The 17,319-nt window shown below is 44.9% G+C and carries 17 protein-coding genes; 4 read left to right on the forward strand and 13 right to left on the reverse strand.

Features of this window, described 5'->3' with window-relative positions; all coding sequences use genetic code 11:
• Positions 1-190: 190 nt before the first annotated feature.
• Positions 191-1,291: an alkene reductase gene (locus ICN36_RS02690; protein WP_216226881.1), complete on the reverse strand. Its 1,101-nt coding sequence runs from the start codon at positions 1,289-1,291 to the stop codon at positions 191-193.
• Between the two features lie 84 nt (positions 1,292-1,375).
• Positions 1,376-2,281, reverse strand: coding sequence for a hydrogen peroxide-inducible genes activator (locus tag ICN36_RS02695; protein WP_216226882.1), 906 nt, complete (start codon positions 2,279-2,281; stop codon positions 1,376-1,378).
• 142 nt (positions 2,282-2,423) lie between these two features.
• Here ICN36_RS02695 and ICN36_RS02700 point away from each other — a divergent pair, with 142 nt between their 5' ends.
• The 3 genes from ICN36_RS02700 (at position 2,424) to ICN36_RS02710 (ending at position 4,377) form a co-directional block, all read left to right on the forward strand.
• Complete coding sequence (locus ICN36_RS02700) at positions 2,424-2,909, forward strand: rubrerythrin family protein (protein WP_216226883.1); 486 nt, start codon at positions 2,424-2,426, stop codon at positions 2,907-2,909.
• Between the two features lie 61 nt (positions 2,910-2,970).
• The gene (locus ICN36_RS02705) at positions 2,971-3,138 is read left to right on the forward strand and encodes a rubredoxin (RefSeq protein ID WP_216226884.1); all 168 of its coding nucleotides are present in this window, start codon (positions 2,971-2,973) and stop codon (positions 3,136-3,138) included.
• A gap of 69 nt (positions 3,139-3,207) precedes the next feature.
• The gene (locus ICN36_RS02710) at positions 3,208-4,377 is read left to right on the forward strand and encodes an NAD(P)/FAD-dependent oxidoreductase (protein ID WP_216226885.1); all 1,170 of its coding nucleotides are present in this window, start codon (positions 3,208-3,210) and stop codon (positions 4,375-4,377) included.
• A gap of 80 nt (positions 4,378-4,457) precedes the next feature.
• On the opposite strand, the gene ICN36_RS02715 is transcribed toward ICN36_RS02710, so the two are convergent.
• The 4 genes from ICN36_RS02715 to ICN36_RS02730 form a co-directional block, all read right to left on the reverse strand.
• The gene (locus ICN36_RS02715) at positions 4,458-5,279 is read right to left on the reverse strand and encodes a hypothetical protein (protein ID WP_216226886.1); all 822 of its coding nucleotides are present in this window, start codon (positions 5,277-5,279) and stop codon (positions 4,458-4,460) included.
• An 83-nt stretch (positions 5,280-5,362) separates the two neighbouring features.
• Positions 5,363-6,139: a hypothetical protein gene (locus ICN36_RS02720; RefSeq protein WP_216226887.1), complete on the reverse strand. Its 777-nt coding sequence runs from the start codon at positions 6,137-6,139 to the stop codon at positions 5,363-5,365.
• Between the two features lie 90 nt (positions 6,140-6,229).
• Positions 6,230-7,012: a hypothetical protein gene (locus ICN36_RS02725; protein ID WP_216226888.1), complete on the reverse strand. Its 783-nt coding sequence runs from the start codon at positions 7,010-7,012 to the stop codon at positions 6,230-6,232.
• Between the two features lie 70 nt (positions 7,013-7,082).
• Complete coding sequence (locus ICN36_RS02730; protein ID WP_216226889.1) at positions 7,083-9,347, reverse strand: type II and III secretion system protein; 2,265 nt, start codon at positions 9,345-9,347, stop codon at positions 7,083-7,085.
• 247 nt (positions 9,348-9,594) lie between these two features.
• Here ICN36_RS02730 and ICN36_RS02735 point away from each other — a divergent pair, with 247 nt between their 5' ends.
• Positions 9,595-10,431 (forward strand): DsbA family protein, encoded by an 837-nt coding sequence (locus ICN36_RS02735; RefSeq protein WP_216226890.1) that lies wholly within the window; start codon positions 9,595-9,597, stop codon positions 10,429-10,431.
• A gap of 23 nt (positions 10,432-10,454) precedes the next feature.
• Here ICN36_RS02735 and ICN36_RS02740 read toward each other — a convergent pair whose 3' ends face one another.
• The 7 genes from ICN36_RS02740 to ICN36_RS02770 form a co-directional block, all read right to left on the reverse strand.
• Positions 10,455-11,078 carry a DUF1080 domain-containing protein gene (locus ICN36_RS02740; protein WP_216226891.1) on the reverse strand — a complete coding sequence of 208 codons (624 nt, stop codon included), beginning with the start codon at positions 11,076-11,078 and terminating at the stop codon, positions 10,455-10,457.
• A 117-nt stretch (positions 11,079-11,195) separates the two neighbouring features.
• Positions 11,196-11,789: a urate hydroxylase PuuD gene (locus ICN36_RS02745; RefSeq protein WP_216226892.1), complete on the reverse strand. Its 594-nt coding sequence runs from the start codon at positions 11,787-11,789 to the stop codon at positions 11,196-11,198.
• A gap of 29 nt (positions 11,790-11,818) precedes the next feature.
• Positions 11,819-12,397, reverse strand: coding sequence for a superoxide dismutase (gene sodB / locus ICN36_RS02750; RefSeq protein WP_216226893.1), 579 nt, complete (start codon positions 12,395-12,397; stop codon positions 11,819-11,821).
• Positions 12,398-12,537: 140 nt separating this feature from the next.
• Positions 12,538-13,314 carry a 3-hydroxybutyrate dehydrogenase gene (locus tag ICN36_RS02755; protein WP_216226894.1) on the reverse strand — a complete coding sequence of 259 codons (777 nt, stop codon included), beginning with the start codon at positions 13,312-13,314 and terminating at the stop codon, positions 12,538-12,540.
• 124 nt (positions 13,315-13,438) lie between these two features.
• Positions 13,439-15,835 carry a xanthine dehydrogenase family protein molybdopterin-binding subunit gene (locus ICN36_RS02760; protein ID WP_216226895.1) on the reverse strand — a complete coding sequence of 799 codons (2,397 nt, stop codon included), beginning with the start codon at positions 15,833-15,835 and terminating at the stop codon, positions 13,439-13,441.
• A 20-nt stretch (positions 15,836-15,855) separates the two neighbouring features.
• Entirely contained in the window at positions 15,856-16,365 is a 510-nt protein-coding gene (locus ICN36_RS02765; protein WP_216226896.1) for a (2Fe-2S)-binding protein, read from the reverse strand.
• A 31-nt stretch (positions 16,366-16,396) separates the two neighbouring features.
• The gene (locus tag ICN36_RS02770; RefSeq protein WP_216226897.1) at positions 16,397-17,251 is read right to left on the reverse strand and encodes a xanthine dehydrogenase family protein subunit M; all 855 of its coding nucleotides are present in this window, start codon (positions 17,249-17,251) and stop codon (positions 16,397-16,399) included.
• Between the last annotated feature and the right edge of the window lie 68 nt (positions 17,252-17,319).

The raw sequence follows: 17,319 nt of genomic DNA on the forward strand, positions 1-17,319 counted from the left end.
GCTTTGCCTTTGGCTTCCTTCAGACTTGCAGTCACCCACAAAGCCCTTGCCATTAGCTAACACTTCCCCTTACCGGGTGTGTAGAGGACTTTCACCTCCAAGTAAGTGCACCCTGCCGGGCGCACCAAAAAATAATCCCGCCTGTTTGGGCGGGATTGATTATTCAAAGCCCCAAGACTTTGGGGTCGTATTAGAGCGTTGGGTAATCTGTATAACCTACTTCTTTCCCACCATAAAAAGTTGCGCGATTGTATGGGTTGAGTGTGGCACCCTGCTTGAATCGCTCAGCTAAATCAGGATTAGAAATATAGAGACGGCCGTAAGCTACTGCATCAGCCAAACCATCCTCTAAAACCTTCTCACCCATTGCTTGATCGTAGCCGCCAGCAGTGATGAATTTTCCTTGATAAGCGGCACGGAACATCTCTGAAGTAATAGGAGCATCTTCAAGGACTTGATCACCGCCGCCAGCGCTGGTCGAGCGTGGCTCGATCATATGCACATACGCTAAGTTATAACCATTGAGCTTCTCAATTGCGGCAGTAAACAATGCCACTGGATTGCTATCCCCCATATCGTTGAAAGTGCCGTATGGTGAAAGACGAACTCCCACCTTATCGCTTGGAAATACTTTGCTTACAGTCTCAATGACTTGACCTAATAAGCGTAGGCGATTCTCGATCGAGCCGCCATATTCATCGGTACGTTGATTGGTTTTGTCTTGCAGGAACTGATCGAGCAAATAGCCATTAGCCGAATGAATCTCAATGCCATCAAAGCCAGCAGCTTTTGCATTTTGCGCAGCAAGCTCAAACTCTTTGAGTAAACGCGCAATATCTTGCGCACTCATTGCCTTTGGTGTTTCGTAGTCATGCAACTTCCAATCAGCGCCATAGGTTTGACCGGCTGCAGCAATTGCTGATGGTGCCTCAGGCACTCCCTGCTCTGGGTGCAAAGAAGAATGGGAGATGCGACCCACATGCCATAGCTGAGCAACAATTGCGCCGCCCTTAGCATGAACTGCTGCAACGATTTCCTTCCATGCTGCAGTTTGCTCTGCAGAATAAATTCCAGGCGTAGCCGGGTAACCTTTACCCAAAGCAGAAATTTGCGTAGCTTCAGTAATAATGAGTCCAGCACCCGCACGTTGTGCGTAATACGTTTTTGCTAAAGGACTGGGCACATCGCCGTCAACGGCACGCATTCTAGTAAGTGGCGCCATCACTAAGCGATTTTTTAATTGAATAGATCCCAGACTTACTGGGGTGAACATGATTTCTTTGCCTGACATTTGCTGCCTTTTGATTAAGTAATAAATAAGATGAGTGACTGTAACAAGAATTAGTTTATTTTGCAGGGTACATGATGGGTGTACTTAAGCTACCCCAAATTGCTCACGAATGCAGTTGGCCAGCGCACTAAATTCCTGAGTATGCGCGGTAGAGGGCCTTGCGACTAATGCGATAACTCTTTTAGGGGCTGGGGCAGCTAATTCTTTCGCTACTAATTCAGAGTTATTCAATAGGCTACTTTTGACTGCCATTCCAGGTAGTAATGCGATCCCAAGGCCGGACTCAACCATTTGTAGCAAGGTCAACAAGCTTGTTGCTTCCATCCCTTCAGCTTTACGAATGTCGGTATGCTTACACGCCTGCAAACTATGCTCTCGTAAGCAATGTCCCTCCTCTAACAATAGGAGTCGCTCAGCCATTTTGGCAGGCAAAGTTACTTCTTTCCCCTTTAGAGCAGGATCCCCTTCTTTAGCAACCAACCAAAAATGATCATCAAATAATTCTTGAACGAGCAGACCATTTACATTATATGGCAGAGCAATCAAAGCGAAATCCAACTTATGCTCAGCCAATCTCGAAAGCAAATTAGCAGTGAGATCTTCTCTAAGAGTAATCTTGAGCTCTGGAAAACGTTTGCGAACTTCTGGCAAAACAGTGGGCAATAAAAATGGTGCGATGGTTGGGATGACGCCTAATCGAATCGTAGCGGTCATGGGCTTACCAGTTGCGCCTGCATACTCCACCAGATCTTCCGATGCTGCCAAGATGACTTTGGCGCGCTCAAGCACCTCTAACCCAATTGGAGTGAGGGAAACATTCTGACGATCACGCTCGACCAAATGGATACCAAGAGCGTCTTCCAACTCCTTTAATCCGGCGCTTAAAGTTGATTGCCCCACGAAACAGGCTTGGGCTGCGCGTGTGAAATTGAGCTCTTTTGCCAATGCAACGAAATATCCTAGTTGCCTTAAAGACGGTAGATAGGCCATTTCCACTCCTTTATCGAATAATTAGATTAATACTATCATAATGATTCATTGGACTGATAAAGAAATAAGGCGCACACTGCATTCATGGTTGAGAAAGCAGCAAAAATGACTCAACAAACCATATTTAAATAAAGGAATCAAAATGGCACGTCCAGAAATCAAAACTATTCATAACTTAGAATCCGCCTTTGCTGGCGAATCTATGGCCCATATTAAGTATCGTTATTTTGCAAAATTGGCTCGCGCTGCAGGCGACGAGGAAACTGCAAAGATTTTCGAGGCTACTGCCGATCAAGAAGTCATGCACGCTTTTGGCCATCTTGACTTACTCTACCCTGCTGGCACTATTACCCCAGCACGTGCTTTAGAGATCGCTATTGAAGGTGAAACTTATGAGTACACCGAAATGTACCCGTCCTTTCGTAAAACCGCAGTAGAGGAAGGTAATGCTGCTGCCATACAAGAAATTGATGAACAAATCGCTGAGTCAAAAGAGCATGCAGAGCAGTTTCAGGCAGTCTTGGCAAAAGCAGCAAAACGCTTTGCAGCATTGGCAAATGTTGAAGAGCGCCATGCTAATCATTACAAACAAGCTTTGGAAAAAGCGAAGGTATTTGCCACTCAATAAGGGTGACGCAGAAATATTTAGAAATTAAATTTAAAATCGAATCACTATTTAAGGAATAAAAATGAAAACGTATCAATGTATCGTATGCGGCTATATATATGACGAAGCCAAAGGCATCCCAGAAGATGGCATTCCTGCTGGAACCCTTTGGGCTGATGTGCCAGAAGACTGGGAATGCCCTGACTGTGGCGTTGCCAAAGCCGACTTTGAAATGGTTCAGATAAGCTAAGACTCATTTAGCCTCACCCACCTAACCTACTTCACCCGCTTACTTTTTTGTTATTTGGAGAGCCCAGCTTTGGATCAAACTACACCTCAATCCCAATCCGCAATTGTCATCATTGGCAGCGGATTGGCTGGCTACACCGTCATTCGTGAAATCCGTAAACTGGATAAAGCCGTTCCAATTACTTTGGTAACTCGAGAGCCTGGATATTTTTATTCAAAGCCTATGCTCTCTACTGCTCTTGCTAGCAAGAAAGAAGCTGCGCAGTTAATCTCAACGCAAGCCGATGGTATGGCAACACAACTTGAGTTAACTGTTTTAGCAGAGTGTGATGTCAGTGCAATTGATGCCGACTCAAAAACTATTCAAACCAATAAAGGTGAGCTGTCTTATGGAAAGCTTGTCATGGCTTTGGGCGCCGATCAAATTCGTTTGCCGCTTCAAGGTAGCGCCGCTAACGAAGTCATCACTGTCAATGATCTTGAAGACTATGCCCGTTTTCGTAATGCTATCTCTGGAAAAAAGAAGATAGCTATTCTGGGTGCCGGTCTCATTGGTTGTGAATTTGCCAATGATCTTGTGTTGGGTGGCTACGAAGTAGATGTGATTGACCTAGCCCCACAGGCATTAGGTCGACTTTTGCCCGAAGCTGCAGCGCTTGAACTGCAGAGTAAATTAAGCGCCGCTGGTGTGCACTGGCATCTCTCGACAACTGTTCAAGCAATTGATCGCCAGGGAGAATCTCTTCAGGTAACTCTTGCAAATGGCAATGCTATTTCTTGTGATGTCTTTCTATCTGCCGTTGGTTTAAAGCCTAGGCTTGAATTAGCAAAAGCTACTGGCATTAAGACCGATCTTGGTATTCAGGTAAATCGCGAGCTCGAAACCAATATTAAAAACATCTATGCTATTGGGGATTGTGCAGAAGTTGATGGCTTGGTTCTACCTTACGTAATGCCCATCATGCAAGCAGCAAGAGCATTAGCACCAACCTTAATTGGACAAACTACTGCATTAACCTACCCTGCAATGCCTGTGATGGTTAAAACACCCGCATTGGCCACAATCGTTTCGCCGCCTGCTAAAGATGCACAAGGTAAATGGATTACAACACCCGTTGAAGGCGGTCTAGAGGCTCGCTTTGAGTCCAACGATGGAAAGTTGTTGGGCTTTGCACTCATGGGTGCAGCTACAGCACAACGTGGCTCCTTGACTAAAGAACTACCGCCGATATTAGAATAAATTCATTTAGCTAATAAAAAGAAAACCCGCTACTTTTTTAGAGTAGCGGGTTTTTTGCAGACTGTAACAACAAAAATGAACTAGTTGCTTGGTTGCGGGATTGCTCCTGAAACGGGGTACATAGAACAAGCACTTGAGGGGTCAGAAAAATATCCACCTGCAGCAGTGAAATAAATTTCATTGCCACCAGCCTTATGACCCAAAACACCTTCATTAATTGGACAACGACAAGTCGCTAATTTGACACCATTCGCCGCAGGCTTTGCGTCAATCGTGCACAAGTAATTCCAACAATTGACTGTTTGGCTGCCGGCTGGGCATTGCAGGCCTTTCGGAGCTAAAGTTTGGTAATTAGCGCTTTGTTGTGGCCATTCAGGTAAATTTATCTCGGCATATGACCAAATCGTACCTTTTGAAGGCGGCTTACATGAGCCCTTCATATTGCCCTCATTGACGGCTGCAACACCATGCAAAGTAACGCCTTGTTGGGCGGCCATTTCTTTGGTGATAATTGGGCATTTGCAAATTGCCTCGTCATACTCTTTAGTCGTTTTTCCGCCATCTTCATTCACTTTGATTTTCTTACCTGTAGGCTTACAGATAGAGGCTCCACAATAAGCAAAATCACCACTACATTCAGTTAATCCTGCTTTAGTAACGCCTTTAGAGGTTCGGGAAGCGTAATATCCTGGGCTGGCGTTAGCACGATTATCCCGAACGACGTCATTCGGCTTATTCTCAACCCTATCGACTGTATCTCGGATATCACGATCCCTCGTATCGACTTGAGCAAGCATTAAAGAATTAGCGCTAGGATCGATCGAGGCTGCATTGGCAGAACCCCAAAATGATGTGCAAGTAATGCTCAGCAGGATAGCTGCAGCAGATAAAACTTTTTTCATGGGTTTCTCCAAAACATTCATTTCTTAAAAGTTGCTATTAATCAATACGTCTACTGCGAAAGCGCAACGAACAAATCAGTTTCTTACGGTTTAGGCGGTATCCATCCATTGGCTGGATACATGCCACAAGCTTTCGCTGAGGGGTTGTAATAACCACCCGCCGCAGTAAATAACGAGTCATCAGGACGAACCTCGCGCCCAAACTGTCCATCATTGATAGCGCAATAACAGGTTGCTGTTTTTGCACCATTCGTCTTTTCTTTGTCTACTTTGCATTCAAAATTCCAGCAATTTGATCCAACCGTACCTTGTGGACATTGATGCATATTCTGCTGCTTCATTGAGAATGGAGGATTAGCGCTCTCTTGGGGGTATAAAACGATGTCTTTGTTATAGAGGGCCCAAACAGTTCCGGGTCTATGAGCACAAGAACCATTCATATTGCCTTCATTTACCCCTGCGGTTGCCGTTAGAGTCGTACCATTTTGTTGGGCAATTTCGGCGGTAATCACCGGACACTTACACTCTGATTCCTCGAAAAAACGAAATGATTTTCCATCATCACGTTTAACCTTAATTTTTCTGCCCGTCGGCTTACAAGTAGATGCCAAGCACAATGCATACTCACCTTGACACTGAGTAAGACCAGAGCTTGCGTCAATTGTGGACTTGGGTGAACCTCCAGAATGGGATCGCCCCCCACTCGAAGAGTCATCTTTTCTATCTTCCATCCTTGATCTTAAAGAATCAGTGCGTTGGTCATTTTGAGCAACCAACATCGAAGAGTCAGCCCCAAAAGCGTTTATGCACATCACAAATAAAAAAGATAAAAGTAAAGCAGAAATTTGATGAGGCTTCATGAATGATAGGATCCCAAAATTAAAATTGACTTCAATAAAGAGTGATCTGTATTGAAGTCAATATCATTTAATTCGTAGTAGGCTTTGTACTTATTGCAAGAGTTGATCTGGGTAACCAACCGGAAGCATCTTACATGCCGCCTTAGGATCGCTCCATGTGCTACCGGCGAAAGTTACATAGCCGCGGTCACCCTTAGCCTTTTGGCCAAATATGCCTTCGCCATAAGGACAGCGGCAAGAAGCTGTTTTAACCCCATTTGTTTCTTTTGGGTCTACGGTGCAAATATAACTCCAGCAATTAGATCCTTGAGCTGAACCCTTGGCAGAACAATTCTGTGATTGAGATGCAGTAGGTGCCATAAAGTCACCATTAGGCTGCTCCTGAGGATACGTAGTAATTGTTGTGGAGAAATACGACCAAATCTTTCCAGTCCCAGGCGAGCGGCAAGAGCCATCCATATTTCCCTCATTCAGACCAGCAATTCCAACTAAGGGTGAGTTATTTTGTTGTGCAATTTGAGCAGTAATTACAGGACATTTACAAATTGCTTCTGGATACTGCTTGGTAGTTTTGCCGCCATCTTCTTTAACAGTAATTGTTCTGCCGGTAGGCTTGCAGGTGGAAGAGGCACATAGGGCAAATTCACCAGCGCAAACTGCCATTCCGGCTTTACCGACACCTCTTGCATCGCCACTAGCTTTTCCATCGTCGCTGCTGATACTGCGGTTGCCATCAGCCCTTTGCCGCATTTCTCCACTAGAACGATTATCCAAGCGCTGGTCTACCCTATCCCTCAAATTAGGATCACTTTGCGCAACAGCAATTAAACTTAGACCAGCCAGAATGATAGAGAGTGTAATTTTTTTCAACATTTTTATAACCTTTGCACATTAAGTGGAACTTCTAAGAATAAGGATTTAATAAGTCTAAGTGGCAACTTGCTTACCTAGTAAAGTAAATCATATTTGCAGCATCATCAAAGAATTTATTGATTTTTGGCTCAGTCACCCAGCTATCTAGGTTTTGATTTAAGGCTGAGCTTGCAAAAGTTCTAAAGTAACTACTATCCCGATCCAGGGCAAGTAAAGTGCTGTCTAGATTTGTATCCGATTCAGAAGAAATTTGTTTATAAAGCTGTAATGCTCTATAAACGCTCTTTTCTTTGGGGGTTTGGGATTGATCTTTACCTAAATTGGTAGCGGCTTTCGAAATCTCTTCTTCAGTTTGTACTTTTCTTGGGGTTACCATCACCAACACGTTTTCCGAATAGAGTTGCTGCCCTTTTTGACTAAACAAATATTGAATAATTGGAATATCTTGAAGTACAGGCACCCCATCAGATTGATTGCCCACCTGTCGAGAAGATAGCCCATCTAAAATCAGCGTTTCCCCATATTTAATTTTTACATTAGCCGTAACTGCATGTTGCTCTTGAGATACGCTCGCATTAAATCCCCCGAGATTTGAGCTGGTACCGGTGACATAGGAGCGAGATACTTTAACAGCCAGCATCATGGATTCTTCGTCCACGAATGTAGGGGTCACTGATAAGCTAACTCCAGTTGGAATATTGGTAATTTGCGCCCCAGATACCCCACCACCATTCAAGCCGGCTGTAATTACTGCGCCCGAGTAGAAAGTAGAAGGTATTCGGTCAAGAGCGGTCAAGGTAGGTCTCGCAATCACTTGAGAATTGTTTGAGGTTGAATTGGCAATATTCAAGCTATAACTAACCAGACCACTCACGCTATTTATAGTCGCGCTGGTTGCGTTACCAATACCAATCACACTATTTTGAACTACACCACTAACACTGCTTCCGCCCGTTGAACCTGTACTACGAAAGGATTGGCTTCCAGCAAACATAGTTAAGCCGGTAAGCAAATTAATCCCACTCTGACTACTTTGCCCATCAACTGTGCGTATCAATACTGCATCAATTGACGCCATCTTTGGAGGCTTCTTAGCATTACAAGGGCTAGGTAATGGCTCTAAATAGAGCGTCTGGTCCCCAGAAGTCCCACCTACTGGAACACCATAACTTCCTCCAGGCGCTTTACCTAAACCAGGCTTCGTATCACAATCAAACCAACGCTGCTGCTGATTCGACATCGAAACCGCAGAATAAGTTCCACCACCACCCCCACTACTAACCGGTGCAGCGGAAGCGTTAGGCTGAGAAGTTGGCATGCCTGGAGCACTAGAAGAGCCCGATGAACCCGAAGAACCCGACGACCCATCGTCACTCGAATCGTCGCTATTCTGATTGTTACCATAGGCGCCTGCCACTCCACTCCTTGAGTCGGAGCTTCTGCCAGTTGAACTGGAGCTATTGCCCTTGGCACCCTTGGCCACAACAACGCCGCCAGCAACCTTCATCATCTTGCCCTGTTGAGGTGCTGGACCATTAAGGCTTGCGGGGTTTTGAGCGATATCCAAATCCATGGATTTGAGATTGCTCAACTGAGTACCTATATAAGCAACTTGTTGCTTTAATTGGGCAATCTCTTTTGGGTTATCGGAATTTGCTTTTGCGTAGGCATCCAAATTGATATTGGATTCTGTAGTTTTACCAACAGCTGCATACATCAAAGTCATCAATCGCAATTGATCAATATTCGTTGTGTTGAGCTTTTTCAAACTATCACCAGCCCAGAGCGCAGTCTTAAAGTCCTTTTGCCATAGAGATGATTGCAAGAGACCAAACAACGCATCCTGACTTGAAGGGCTTATGGCATAGGCGCTAATAAAATCCCTACTTGCTTTTGAGTATTCTCTTGAATCAATATGAAGCCGGCCTAATTGAATTAGCGGCAAAGTATCTGTGCTGTCTAAGGAGGCAGCAAGTCCATAGGCAGTTTCTGCCAGCTCCTTATTATCACCCGCATTATTCAAGTACTGTAAGTGGTAGCTAATGCCGTTCAAAAGGTGGACCGTAGAATTGCTTGGGCTCATTTTGACAGCCGCACTAAATACTTTTTGGGCGTTTTCATAATCGCCCTCGCGCAAATACACAAGGCCCTGCTTCACTAGCTCATGAGTAATATTTTGTTTTGGAGGGGCAATTTTTTGACTCGATCCATTGCTGCCCAGCTGAGATACCTGCGCACTTTTTCCGCCCGTACCAGCACAACCTGAAAGCAGTGTCAGACAAGCCAATATAGCAATGGTATGGGAAGACTTTAAAAGGGGCTTTGGCTTGCTCATTAATATAAATTTAGTGCAAATAAAAAAAGGGGGGCTTCAACCCTCTTCATTCTAACTTCAAAAAAGTAAAAAACATAATAAAAGTAAATACTTATAGAGCTCAGATTATTTTGCTGCTCGATCCCGGTTAAAGGATGCGAATCAACAGGCAACTCTAGCCAAAACAGTTAAATTAGAAAGCTATGAATGTAGTGGTGAACCCTTACTGAATTAGCAATATATACTCAATATATCTCAAATAAACCACATGATTATGTCCCCAGTTACCCTCAAATCCACATTACTTTTAGCTGGCACACTAGCGGCAGGCCTATTTCTCAATATTGCCCATTCCCAGCCATCCAACCCCACCCCAACTACCGAGCAAATAATTCAAAGCCTTGAAAAATCAGGCGCATTGGATCGCGCTATCGATAGGGGCATTGAGCGCTATAGACAAAAACAAATGAATGCCGCCCAAGCCAAGCAACAAAAAGAAGAGGCTCAAAAAGCAGCAATGGCAAAAAACGCACGGCCAGCAGATCCAAATAAAGACTTTATATATGGAAAGCCAGATGCGGTTATTTCTATTATTGAATATTCAGACTTTGAGTGCCCATTTTGCAAACAGTTCGGAGATATACCAAATAAAGTAGTTGATTCAATGCCTGATCAAGTTAATCTAGTATGGCGAAATTTTCCACTTTCCTTTCATGACCCGATGGCTACAAAAGAAGCTGTAGCTACCGTTTGCGCTGCTCAGCAAGGTAGCAATGCAGCCTTCTGGAAATACGCTGACAGCATCTTTAAGACTACCCGCTCTAATGGGCAAGGCATGCCAAGCGCTAACGGTGTAGATCCTTTGCTGGCATTAGCAAAAGAGCAGGGTTTGAATGTTGAAAAATTTGATGTCTGCCTGCGGTCAGAGGCAGTAGCAAAGCAAGTCAGCGCTGATTTAGAAGATGGCTTGAATGCGGGCATTAGCGGTACTCCCGGTGTCATCCTCGTTAACCACAAAACAGGCGCCTTTAATGTTTTGGCTGGCGCAGTACCAGAGGATGTTTTAAAGCAAGAAGTTAAAAATCTCTTAAATAATAAAAAATAGGTTTTTAAACCCAAATATAGATGTCACCATCTGCCAGGGATGGTGACGTAAATATTTTTTAAACGCAACTCTCCGCCCATATAGCTCATTGCGATTGGTCCAGCACCGAATCGAGTGTCGCGCACCTGATGCGTTATCCCATTCAAAGTGACTGAAAGCTCATTTCCGATGGCGCTAATCTGCATGTGATTCCATTGATTAGCCACCTTTGTTGGCTTCACTTTATTGAGCGACAAAATTGAGCCAGCACCAGAGCTACCTGCCTGGTTAACTAAGGTTACCTCATAAGCTGTGTTCGTATTAATGTCACCTGGGTTGGCGCAACGAAAAAAAACTGTCGCTTGCGTTTTATCGGAAACCCAATAATCAAATGCAATTTGGAAATCAGGGACGCTTAAACGTGATACCAAAAGGCCCTGACCTTGCGTTACTTGTATCTCTTTATTAACAACCTGCCAACTTGCATTTCCATCCCTACCGCCATTAATTTTCCATGCAGAAAGATCCGAGCCATTAGTCATCGGAAATGCTGACCCAAGAGTAGTAATGATGGCCTGCGAATATACGGGTATAGGCATCCAAACAAATACGCCCACTACACTGAGATATGCGAAATAGTTTTTAATCGGGAAAGTATTTTTGAGCATAGAAGACAGAAGTTATTCAAATAAGTGTATAGCATCTCCATGCCAAACAGCAGAGCTTAGAAAGAGAGCAAGAAAAAGGCCCGCAATGCGGGCCTTTTATTTAGCAGCTAGCAGTGATTAAGAAACAATCACAAACCAAGTAGTGTTGTGTGACTGAGCGCTCATCAAAAACAACATAGGTATAGAGAGCACTGTATTCAAACGGGATGTCAACATCGCAACGCGAGCAGATTTAGCTTTTACGTCAGCTTCAACAGCAACGATGCCAAGAGCACGCTTTTGATTTGGCCAAATAATGAACCAAACATTGAAGGCCATTACCAGGGCAATCCACATACCCAAACCGATTGCACGGAACGGCGCTTGTAATGTGAAGGCTTGATGCAAGTAACCATTTAATGCAGCAACGATCAAACCAGTGACCACAGTAAACAAAGCTGCGTAACGGAACCAGAACAATGCTGTAGGAGCAATCACTTTGCCGATTGCTGGTTTTTGCTCATCAGGAATCTTTGGCATGGAAGGGATTTGCACAAAATTAAAGTACCAAAGCAAACCAATCCACATTACACCAAACATCACGTGCAGCCAACGGAAAATAAATGGTAATTCAGCAGAGCTAAAGTTGTTGCCAAAAGCCAAAATAATGAGGGCAAGGAGGACAAAGCCTGCAAAAACGGTACGTCCCAAAGAGGTCAAGATAGAGGTCATGTAATGTTCCTAGAGATTCAGTAAGTTAATTAAGCAAAATTTTGACTGGCAAAATCCCAGTTAACCAAATTCCAAAAGTTTTCTAAGTACTTTGGACGCGCATTGCGAGTATCAATATAGTAGGCATGCTCCCATACGTCACATGTCAACAGTGCTTTGGCATCAGTAGTAAGTGGAGTTGCAGCATTGCTAGTAGAAACTAAATCGAGACTACCATCTGCCTTTTTTACCAACCAAGCCCAACCTGAGCCAAAAGTTCCTACGGCACACTTCGTAAATTCTTCTTTGAACTTATCAAATGAACCCCACTTAGCATTAATAGCCTCAGCCAAAGGACCAGTTGGTGCACCACCGCCATTTGGCTTCATTCCAAGCCAATAAAATGTATGGTTCCAAACTTGTGCAGCATTATTAAAAACACCGCCTGCAGATTTTTTAACGATATCCTCAAGTGATGCATTCTCAAACTCAGTGCCTTTGATTAAGTTATTCAAATTAGTGACATAAGTCTGATGATGCTTACCGTAGTGATACTCTAAAGTTTCTTTAGAAATATATGGGGCCAACGCATCGAGTGCATATGGTAACTGGGGTAAGGTATGTTCCATTTGTATTCCTTTTAATTACATTAAGCTAAATATAGATTATTTTTCGATAACTATAGACTATTCTGGGGTTTTTGTTTAATCCAAGAAAAATGCCGGCAAAGCAGCTTGCCGGCATGAGTTTGAACGATGCTTGATACTATTTATTGAGCCGCCCAACCGCCATCCATATTCCAAGCTACGCCACGAACTTCAGATGCGTCTGGACCACACAGAAATACTGCCAAGGCTGCCAATTGCTCTGGGGTGACAAATTCTCCAGATGGCTGCTTCTCAGACACCAAGGCAGTCTTAGCGGCCTCATTAGAAATTCCTTCACGCTCTGCGCGGGCATCTACTTGTTTTTGAACTAATGGAGTCAAAACCCAGCCTGGGCAAATGGCGTTACAGGTAATACCGGTACGAGCATTTTCTAGGGCAGTCACTTTAGTGAGGCCTACAATGCCATGCTTTGCGGCAACATAGGCTGCCTTCTGTGTCGATGCTACCAAGCCATGGACTGAAGCGATATTGATGATGCGGCCCCAGTTGCGTTTTTTCATGCCAGGCAATGCGTGATGCGTTGTATGAAAGGCAGAACTTAAATTGATAGCAATGATGGCATCCCATTTATCCGCTGGGAACTCTTCAATATTTGCCGTGTACTGAATGCCAGCATTATTAATAAGGATGTCTAATGATCCAAAGCGCTTTTCTGTTTGCTTGATGAGGTCCTCGATTTCAGCAGGCTTACTCATGTCTGCACCGTGATAATCAACCTCCACTCCACATGCTTTAATTTTGGCAATAGCTTCATCTTTTTCACCAAAACCATTCACCATAATATTGACGCCCTGCTTTGCCAATGCAATAGCCATACCCAAGCCAATACCACTGGTGGAGCCAGTAACTAATGCAGTTTTACCTTTTAATGTGGACATTTCTTTTACCGTATCAAGTTAACCAAAGGGGCCTACAAGCTGATTTACCCCAAAACTTGATGTTACAGGATGTGGTGACCGACCCCGGAAGGCTATGCACCGGGGTAGCCAGGAACCGCTAGACTTAGATCTTCTTCAGTGCTCGCAAGATCTTTTCGCAGGTAATGGGCTGATCAAAGACGGTTGCGTTAAATGGCGCTAAGGCGTCATTAATCGCATTTTGAACAGCGCCAGGCGCACCTGCAGTCCCAGCTTCACCTGCACCCTTGGCTCCCAATTTTGAGGATTGGGTAGGAGTCTCTACGTGAGCCACTTCAATATCGGGCATCTCATTAGCCATGGGTACTAAGTAGTCAGCCATACTGCCGTTCCGTAGCAAACCACTTTCATCATAGAGGCACTCTTCAAACAGAACACCACCAATACCCTGAACAATTGCACCGCGTACTTGCTCATTTACCAGCATCGGATTGATTACGCGTCCACAGTCCTCTACTGCCCAATGCTTTAATAACTTGACGAAACCTGTCTCTGGATCAACCTCAACATAAGAAGCTTGCACGCCATTTGTAAAGATAAATGGGTATTCTTTTTGTGTGTAGTGACGTGTCACCATCAGATCAGCAGAGAAACCAACTGGCAAAGTATCGGTACGGAAATAACCCACTCTTCCCACTTCACTAAACGGCATCAACTGCTCACCAGTCGCTTTATCCAAGATATGACTGCGACGTGCAATGAGCTCTGTAACGGGTCGATTCAAAATAGCGCCAGCAAGCTTAATAATATTTTCTTGCAGCGCTTGAGAAGCCAGAAGAACCGCTTCGCCACCTACGCCAGCACCTCGAGATGCCCAAGTACCGCCGCCGTAAGGGGTAACATCCGTGTCGCCAGTCACTACGCGCACTTGGTCAATTGAAACACCAACAGCGTCTGCTGCAATCTGAGTGTAGATACCTTCAGTACCCTGACCCTGTTCTCCAACACCAATTAATACCGAGATCACACCACTTGGATCCATGCGCACGGTAGCGCCATCCTGAGACGCAATGCGAGCGCCGCCTACTCCATAGAAAGCGGGGCTTGGATTGGTTAATTCAATTAATGTTGCAAATCCAATGCCGCGGTAGATGCCTTTTTTACGCAACTCAGCCTGCTCTTTACGCAATGCAGAGTAGTCCATCATTTTTTCGATGGTCCGTAAGCATTGCTCATGAGAAAGCACCTCTAACTTAATGCCAGAAATTCCGGAGCATGGATAAGCATCATCCGGAATAACGTTATGTTTACGGAACTCGAGTGGATCCATCTGTAATTTTTGAGCAGCCAAGTCAACCAAGCCTTCAGTAACTGCACAGGCGATCGGATGACCTACCCCACGATACTGACAAGTTGGGGTTTTATTCTGGAAAACCACATTCAATTGAGCGCGATAGTTCTGATGTTTGTATGGGCCACCTACCAAGTTCACTACCTGGTTACCCTCAATGGCGCTGGTCCTAGGGAACATAGAGTAAGGACCGATGGCAGTTAAGTCATCAATTTCAAAGGCCAAGATATCACCTGCCTTATTAGCAGCAATACGGCCTCTAATACGATGCTCACGTGCATGAATATCACTCGTAAATGATTCCAGGCGATCAGCAACAAACTTTACAGGGCGCTCAAGCATCATTGCTAGACCAACTGTTGCGAAGTCATCTGGATATGCGTGAACTTTGATACCAAAAGAGCCGCCTACATCTTTACAAATCACATGCACATCAGACTCTGAAAGCCCAAACTGACGGCAATATAAATCTTGCATCATGTGTGGTGCTTGTTGTGAGTGATATACCGTCAAGCGACGATCACCTGGGTTGTAATCTGCAATTTGACAGCGTGGCTCAAGCGTAACGCCGGTATGGCGTCCAAATCCAAAGGTCGCTTGCGCAACCACATCTGCGGTTGCAAACACTTCATCCACATTACCGATATCTAAGCTGCGGGTAAAGCATAAATTGTCGCCAAGCTCGGGATGAATTACAGGAGTATCTGCATCCAAAGCAGTCTCCATGGAAACTACGGCTGGCAACTCTTCCCACTCAACGTCGACATGCTGTAAAGCATCTTCAGCTTGTGCCCTAGTTTCAGCGACTACCGCTACCACTGGCTCACCCTGCCAACACGCACGATCAATTGCTAATGCATGCTGAGGGGCCGACTTCATGCCAACCAAGTGGCCTAAAGTTGCAACCCAGGGCTTACAAATTTTTGCCATTTGCACACCTTCCACAACCGCCAATACACCAGGCATCTTGCTAGCATGCTCTGTATGAATTTTGCCGATCTTCATGTGCGCAACTGGAGAGCGCCAGAAAACCACATGGGCCATGCGTGGCAACTGAATGTCGTCAATGTAAGTGCCCTGACCTTCCAGCAGGCGGCGAGCCCCATGTCTTGGTTCGCTATGGCCGATATAACGCTGATCGTTTGTAACTGGATCAAGCACCATTCCTTTTAAATCACTTGGCTTATTCATAATGCGTTTTCCTCAGTACCTTAAGCGTTAGCAAGGACAGGTTTAATTTTTTGACCTTTAGCCCGAGCATCTAACACGTCGACAATGGCATCCACAATCGAGTGGTAACCAGTGCAACGGCAATAATTGCCAGAGATCCATTCACGCACTTCTTCGCGCGTCGCTTTGGGTTGCTTCTCAATCAACTCTGCAGCAGCCAACAACATGCCAGAAGAGCAGAAACCACACTGCATAGCGTTATGGCGCATAAAAGATTCTTGTAAGTCAGTTAAAGTGCCGTCCTTGGTGAGACCTTCGACCGTTTCAACCACACCACCATCGGCTTGAACTGCTAAAAAGAGACAGCCTCGAATGATTTGCCCATTGACCTTAACGGTGCAAGCCCCGCACGCGCCCTGCTCGCAGCCCAAATGAGGGCCTTTGAGGTGAAGATCTTCACGCAAAAAATCCACTAGATGTCTGCGTGGCTCAATCTCTGCATTTACAAGTCGACCATTCACGGTCATTGAAATTTTCTTCTTCAAACTCATCCTGATCTCCGAATTCTTTTGTTGATTGAGCTTAAGCAATCATCTGCTTGAGTCCGCGCTCAAGCAGTACGCCAATTAAATGTTTTTTAGCTTCAGCGCTATTGGTGATGTCCGCAATCGCTTCAATTTCATTACGAGCTTCAGCCACTGCTTTAGCAATAACTTCTTCAGTTAACTTTTGACCGTCCACCAATTCTTGAGCTTTTGTTGCCATCACTGGTGTTGCGCCAACAGAAAAGAATGTGAATGCGCAGTGAGTCAAAACCTCACCCTGCTTTTGCGCTACTGCTGCCAGTCCTGCAACCGCGTAATCTCCATGACGTCTTGCAAGCTCGTGAAAATAAAAAACCTCTTGCTTATTAGCAAGTGGAATCTCGGTAGCAACCAAAATTTCATCAGGCTCTAAAGAGGTTGTGTACAGGTCAATAAAGAAATCTTGCGCTGAAATTCGGCGCTCGCCCGCAGGACCATGAATAATCATCGTCGCCCGCAAAGTCAAGCTACAAGCGGGCCATTCAGCGGCTGGATCACCATAGGCCAAAGAGCCGCCCCATGTGCCCAGATTACGAATAGCACGATGTGCAATGTGCGGCGCTGCAGCCTTTAAAAGCGGAGCATGTATTGCAACCAACTCTGAATCTTCAATTTCGGTATGTGTTACCAGCGCACCGATACGCAGGCTGTCACCAACAACAGCGATGCCTTTTAGCTCAGCTATATCAGTGATATCAATTAACACGCTAGGTTCAGACAAGCGCATATTTAATGTAGCCAATAGAGTTTGCCCGCCTGCAATTAAGCGGGCATCATCGCCACCCTGCTCAAGCAAAGACAAAGCCTCTTGTAATGCCTTGGGCTTTACATAATCAAATACTGCAGATTTCATTACGTCTCCTCCACCACCAATGTATTTAGCTTTGATAGCTATTTATTTTTTTACCACTTATTTGCTGC

It is taken from the genome of Polynucleobacter sp. UK-Gri1-W3, from assembly GCF_018881595.1.
Classification (GTDB): Bacteria; Pseudomonadota; Gammaproteobacteria; order Burkholderiales; family Burkholderiaceae; genus Polynucleobacter.

Bases quoted from the DNA above. Each gene is read 5' to 3' on its own strand.
- ICN36_RS02695 (WP_216226882.1), bottom strand. From the start codon at position 2,281: ATGGCCTATCTACCGTCTTTAAGGCAACTAGGATATTTCGTTGCATTG.
- ICN36_RS02765 (WP_216226896.1), bottom strand. From the start codon at position 16,365: ATGAGTTTGAAGAAGAAAATTTCAATGACCGTGAATGGTCGACTTGTA.
- ICN36_RS02705 (WP_216226884.1), top strand. From the start codon at position 2,971: ATGAAAACGTATCAATGTATCGTATGCGGCTATATATATGACGAAGCC.
- ICN36_RS02720 (WP_216226887.1), bottom strand. From the start codon at position 6,139: ATGAAGCCTCATCAAATTTCTGCTTTACTTTTATCTTTTTTATTTGTG.
- ICN36_RS02690 (WP_216226881.1), bottom strand. From the start codon at position 1,291: ATGTCAGGCAAAGAAATCATGTTCACCCCAGTAAGTCTGGGATCTATT.
- ICN36_RS02760 (WP_216226895.1), bottom strand. From the start codon at position 15,835: ATGAATAAGCCAAGTGATTTAAAAGGAATGGTGCTTGATCCAGTTACA.
- sodB (WP_216226893.1), bottom strand. From the start codon at position 12,397: ATGGAACATACCTTACCCCAGTTACCATATGCACTCGATGCGTTGGCC.
- ICN36_RS02735 (WP_216226890.1), top strand. From the start codon at position 9,595: ATGATTATGTCCCCAGTTACCCTCAAATCCACATTACTTTTAGCTGGC.
- ICN36_RS02770 (WP_216226897.1), bottom strand. From the start codon at position 17,251: ATGAAATCTGCAGTATTTGATTATGTAAAGCCCAAGGCATTACAAGAG.
- ICN36_RS02755 (WP_216226894.1), bottom strand. From the start codon at position 13,314: ATGTCCACATTAAAAGGTAAAACTGCATTAGTTACTGGCTCCACCAGT.
- ICN36_RS02700 (WP_216226883.1), top strand. From the start codon at position 2,424: ATGGCACGTCCAGAAATCAAAACTATTCATAACTTAGAATCCGCCTTT.
- ICN36_RS02725 (WP_216226888.1), bottom strand. From the start codon at position 7,012: ATGTTGAAAAAAATTACACTCTCTATCATTCTGGCTGGTCTAAGTTTA.
- ICN36_RS02715 (WP_216226886.1), bottom strand. From the start codon at position 5,279: ATGAAAAAAGTTTTATCTGCTGCAGCTATCCTGCTGAGCATTACTTGC.
- ICN36_RS02745 (WP_216226892.1), bottom strand. From the start codon at position 11,789: ATGACCTCTATCTTGACCTCTTTGGGACGTACCGTTTTTGCAGGCTTT.
- ICN36_RS02740 (WP_216226891.1), bottom strand. From the start codon at position 11,078: ATGCTCAAAAATACTTTCCCGATTAAAAACTATTTCGCATATCTCAGT.
- ICN36_RS02730 (WP_216226889.1), bottom strand. From the start codon at position 9,347: ATGAGCAAGCCAAAGCCCCTTTTAAAGTCTTCCCATACCATTGCTATA.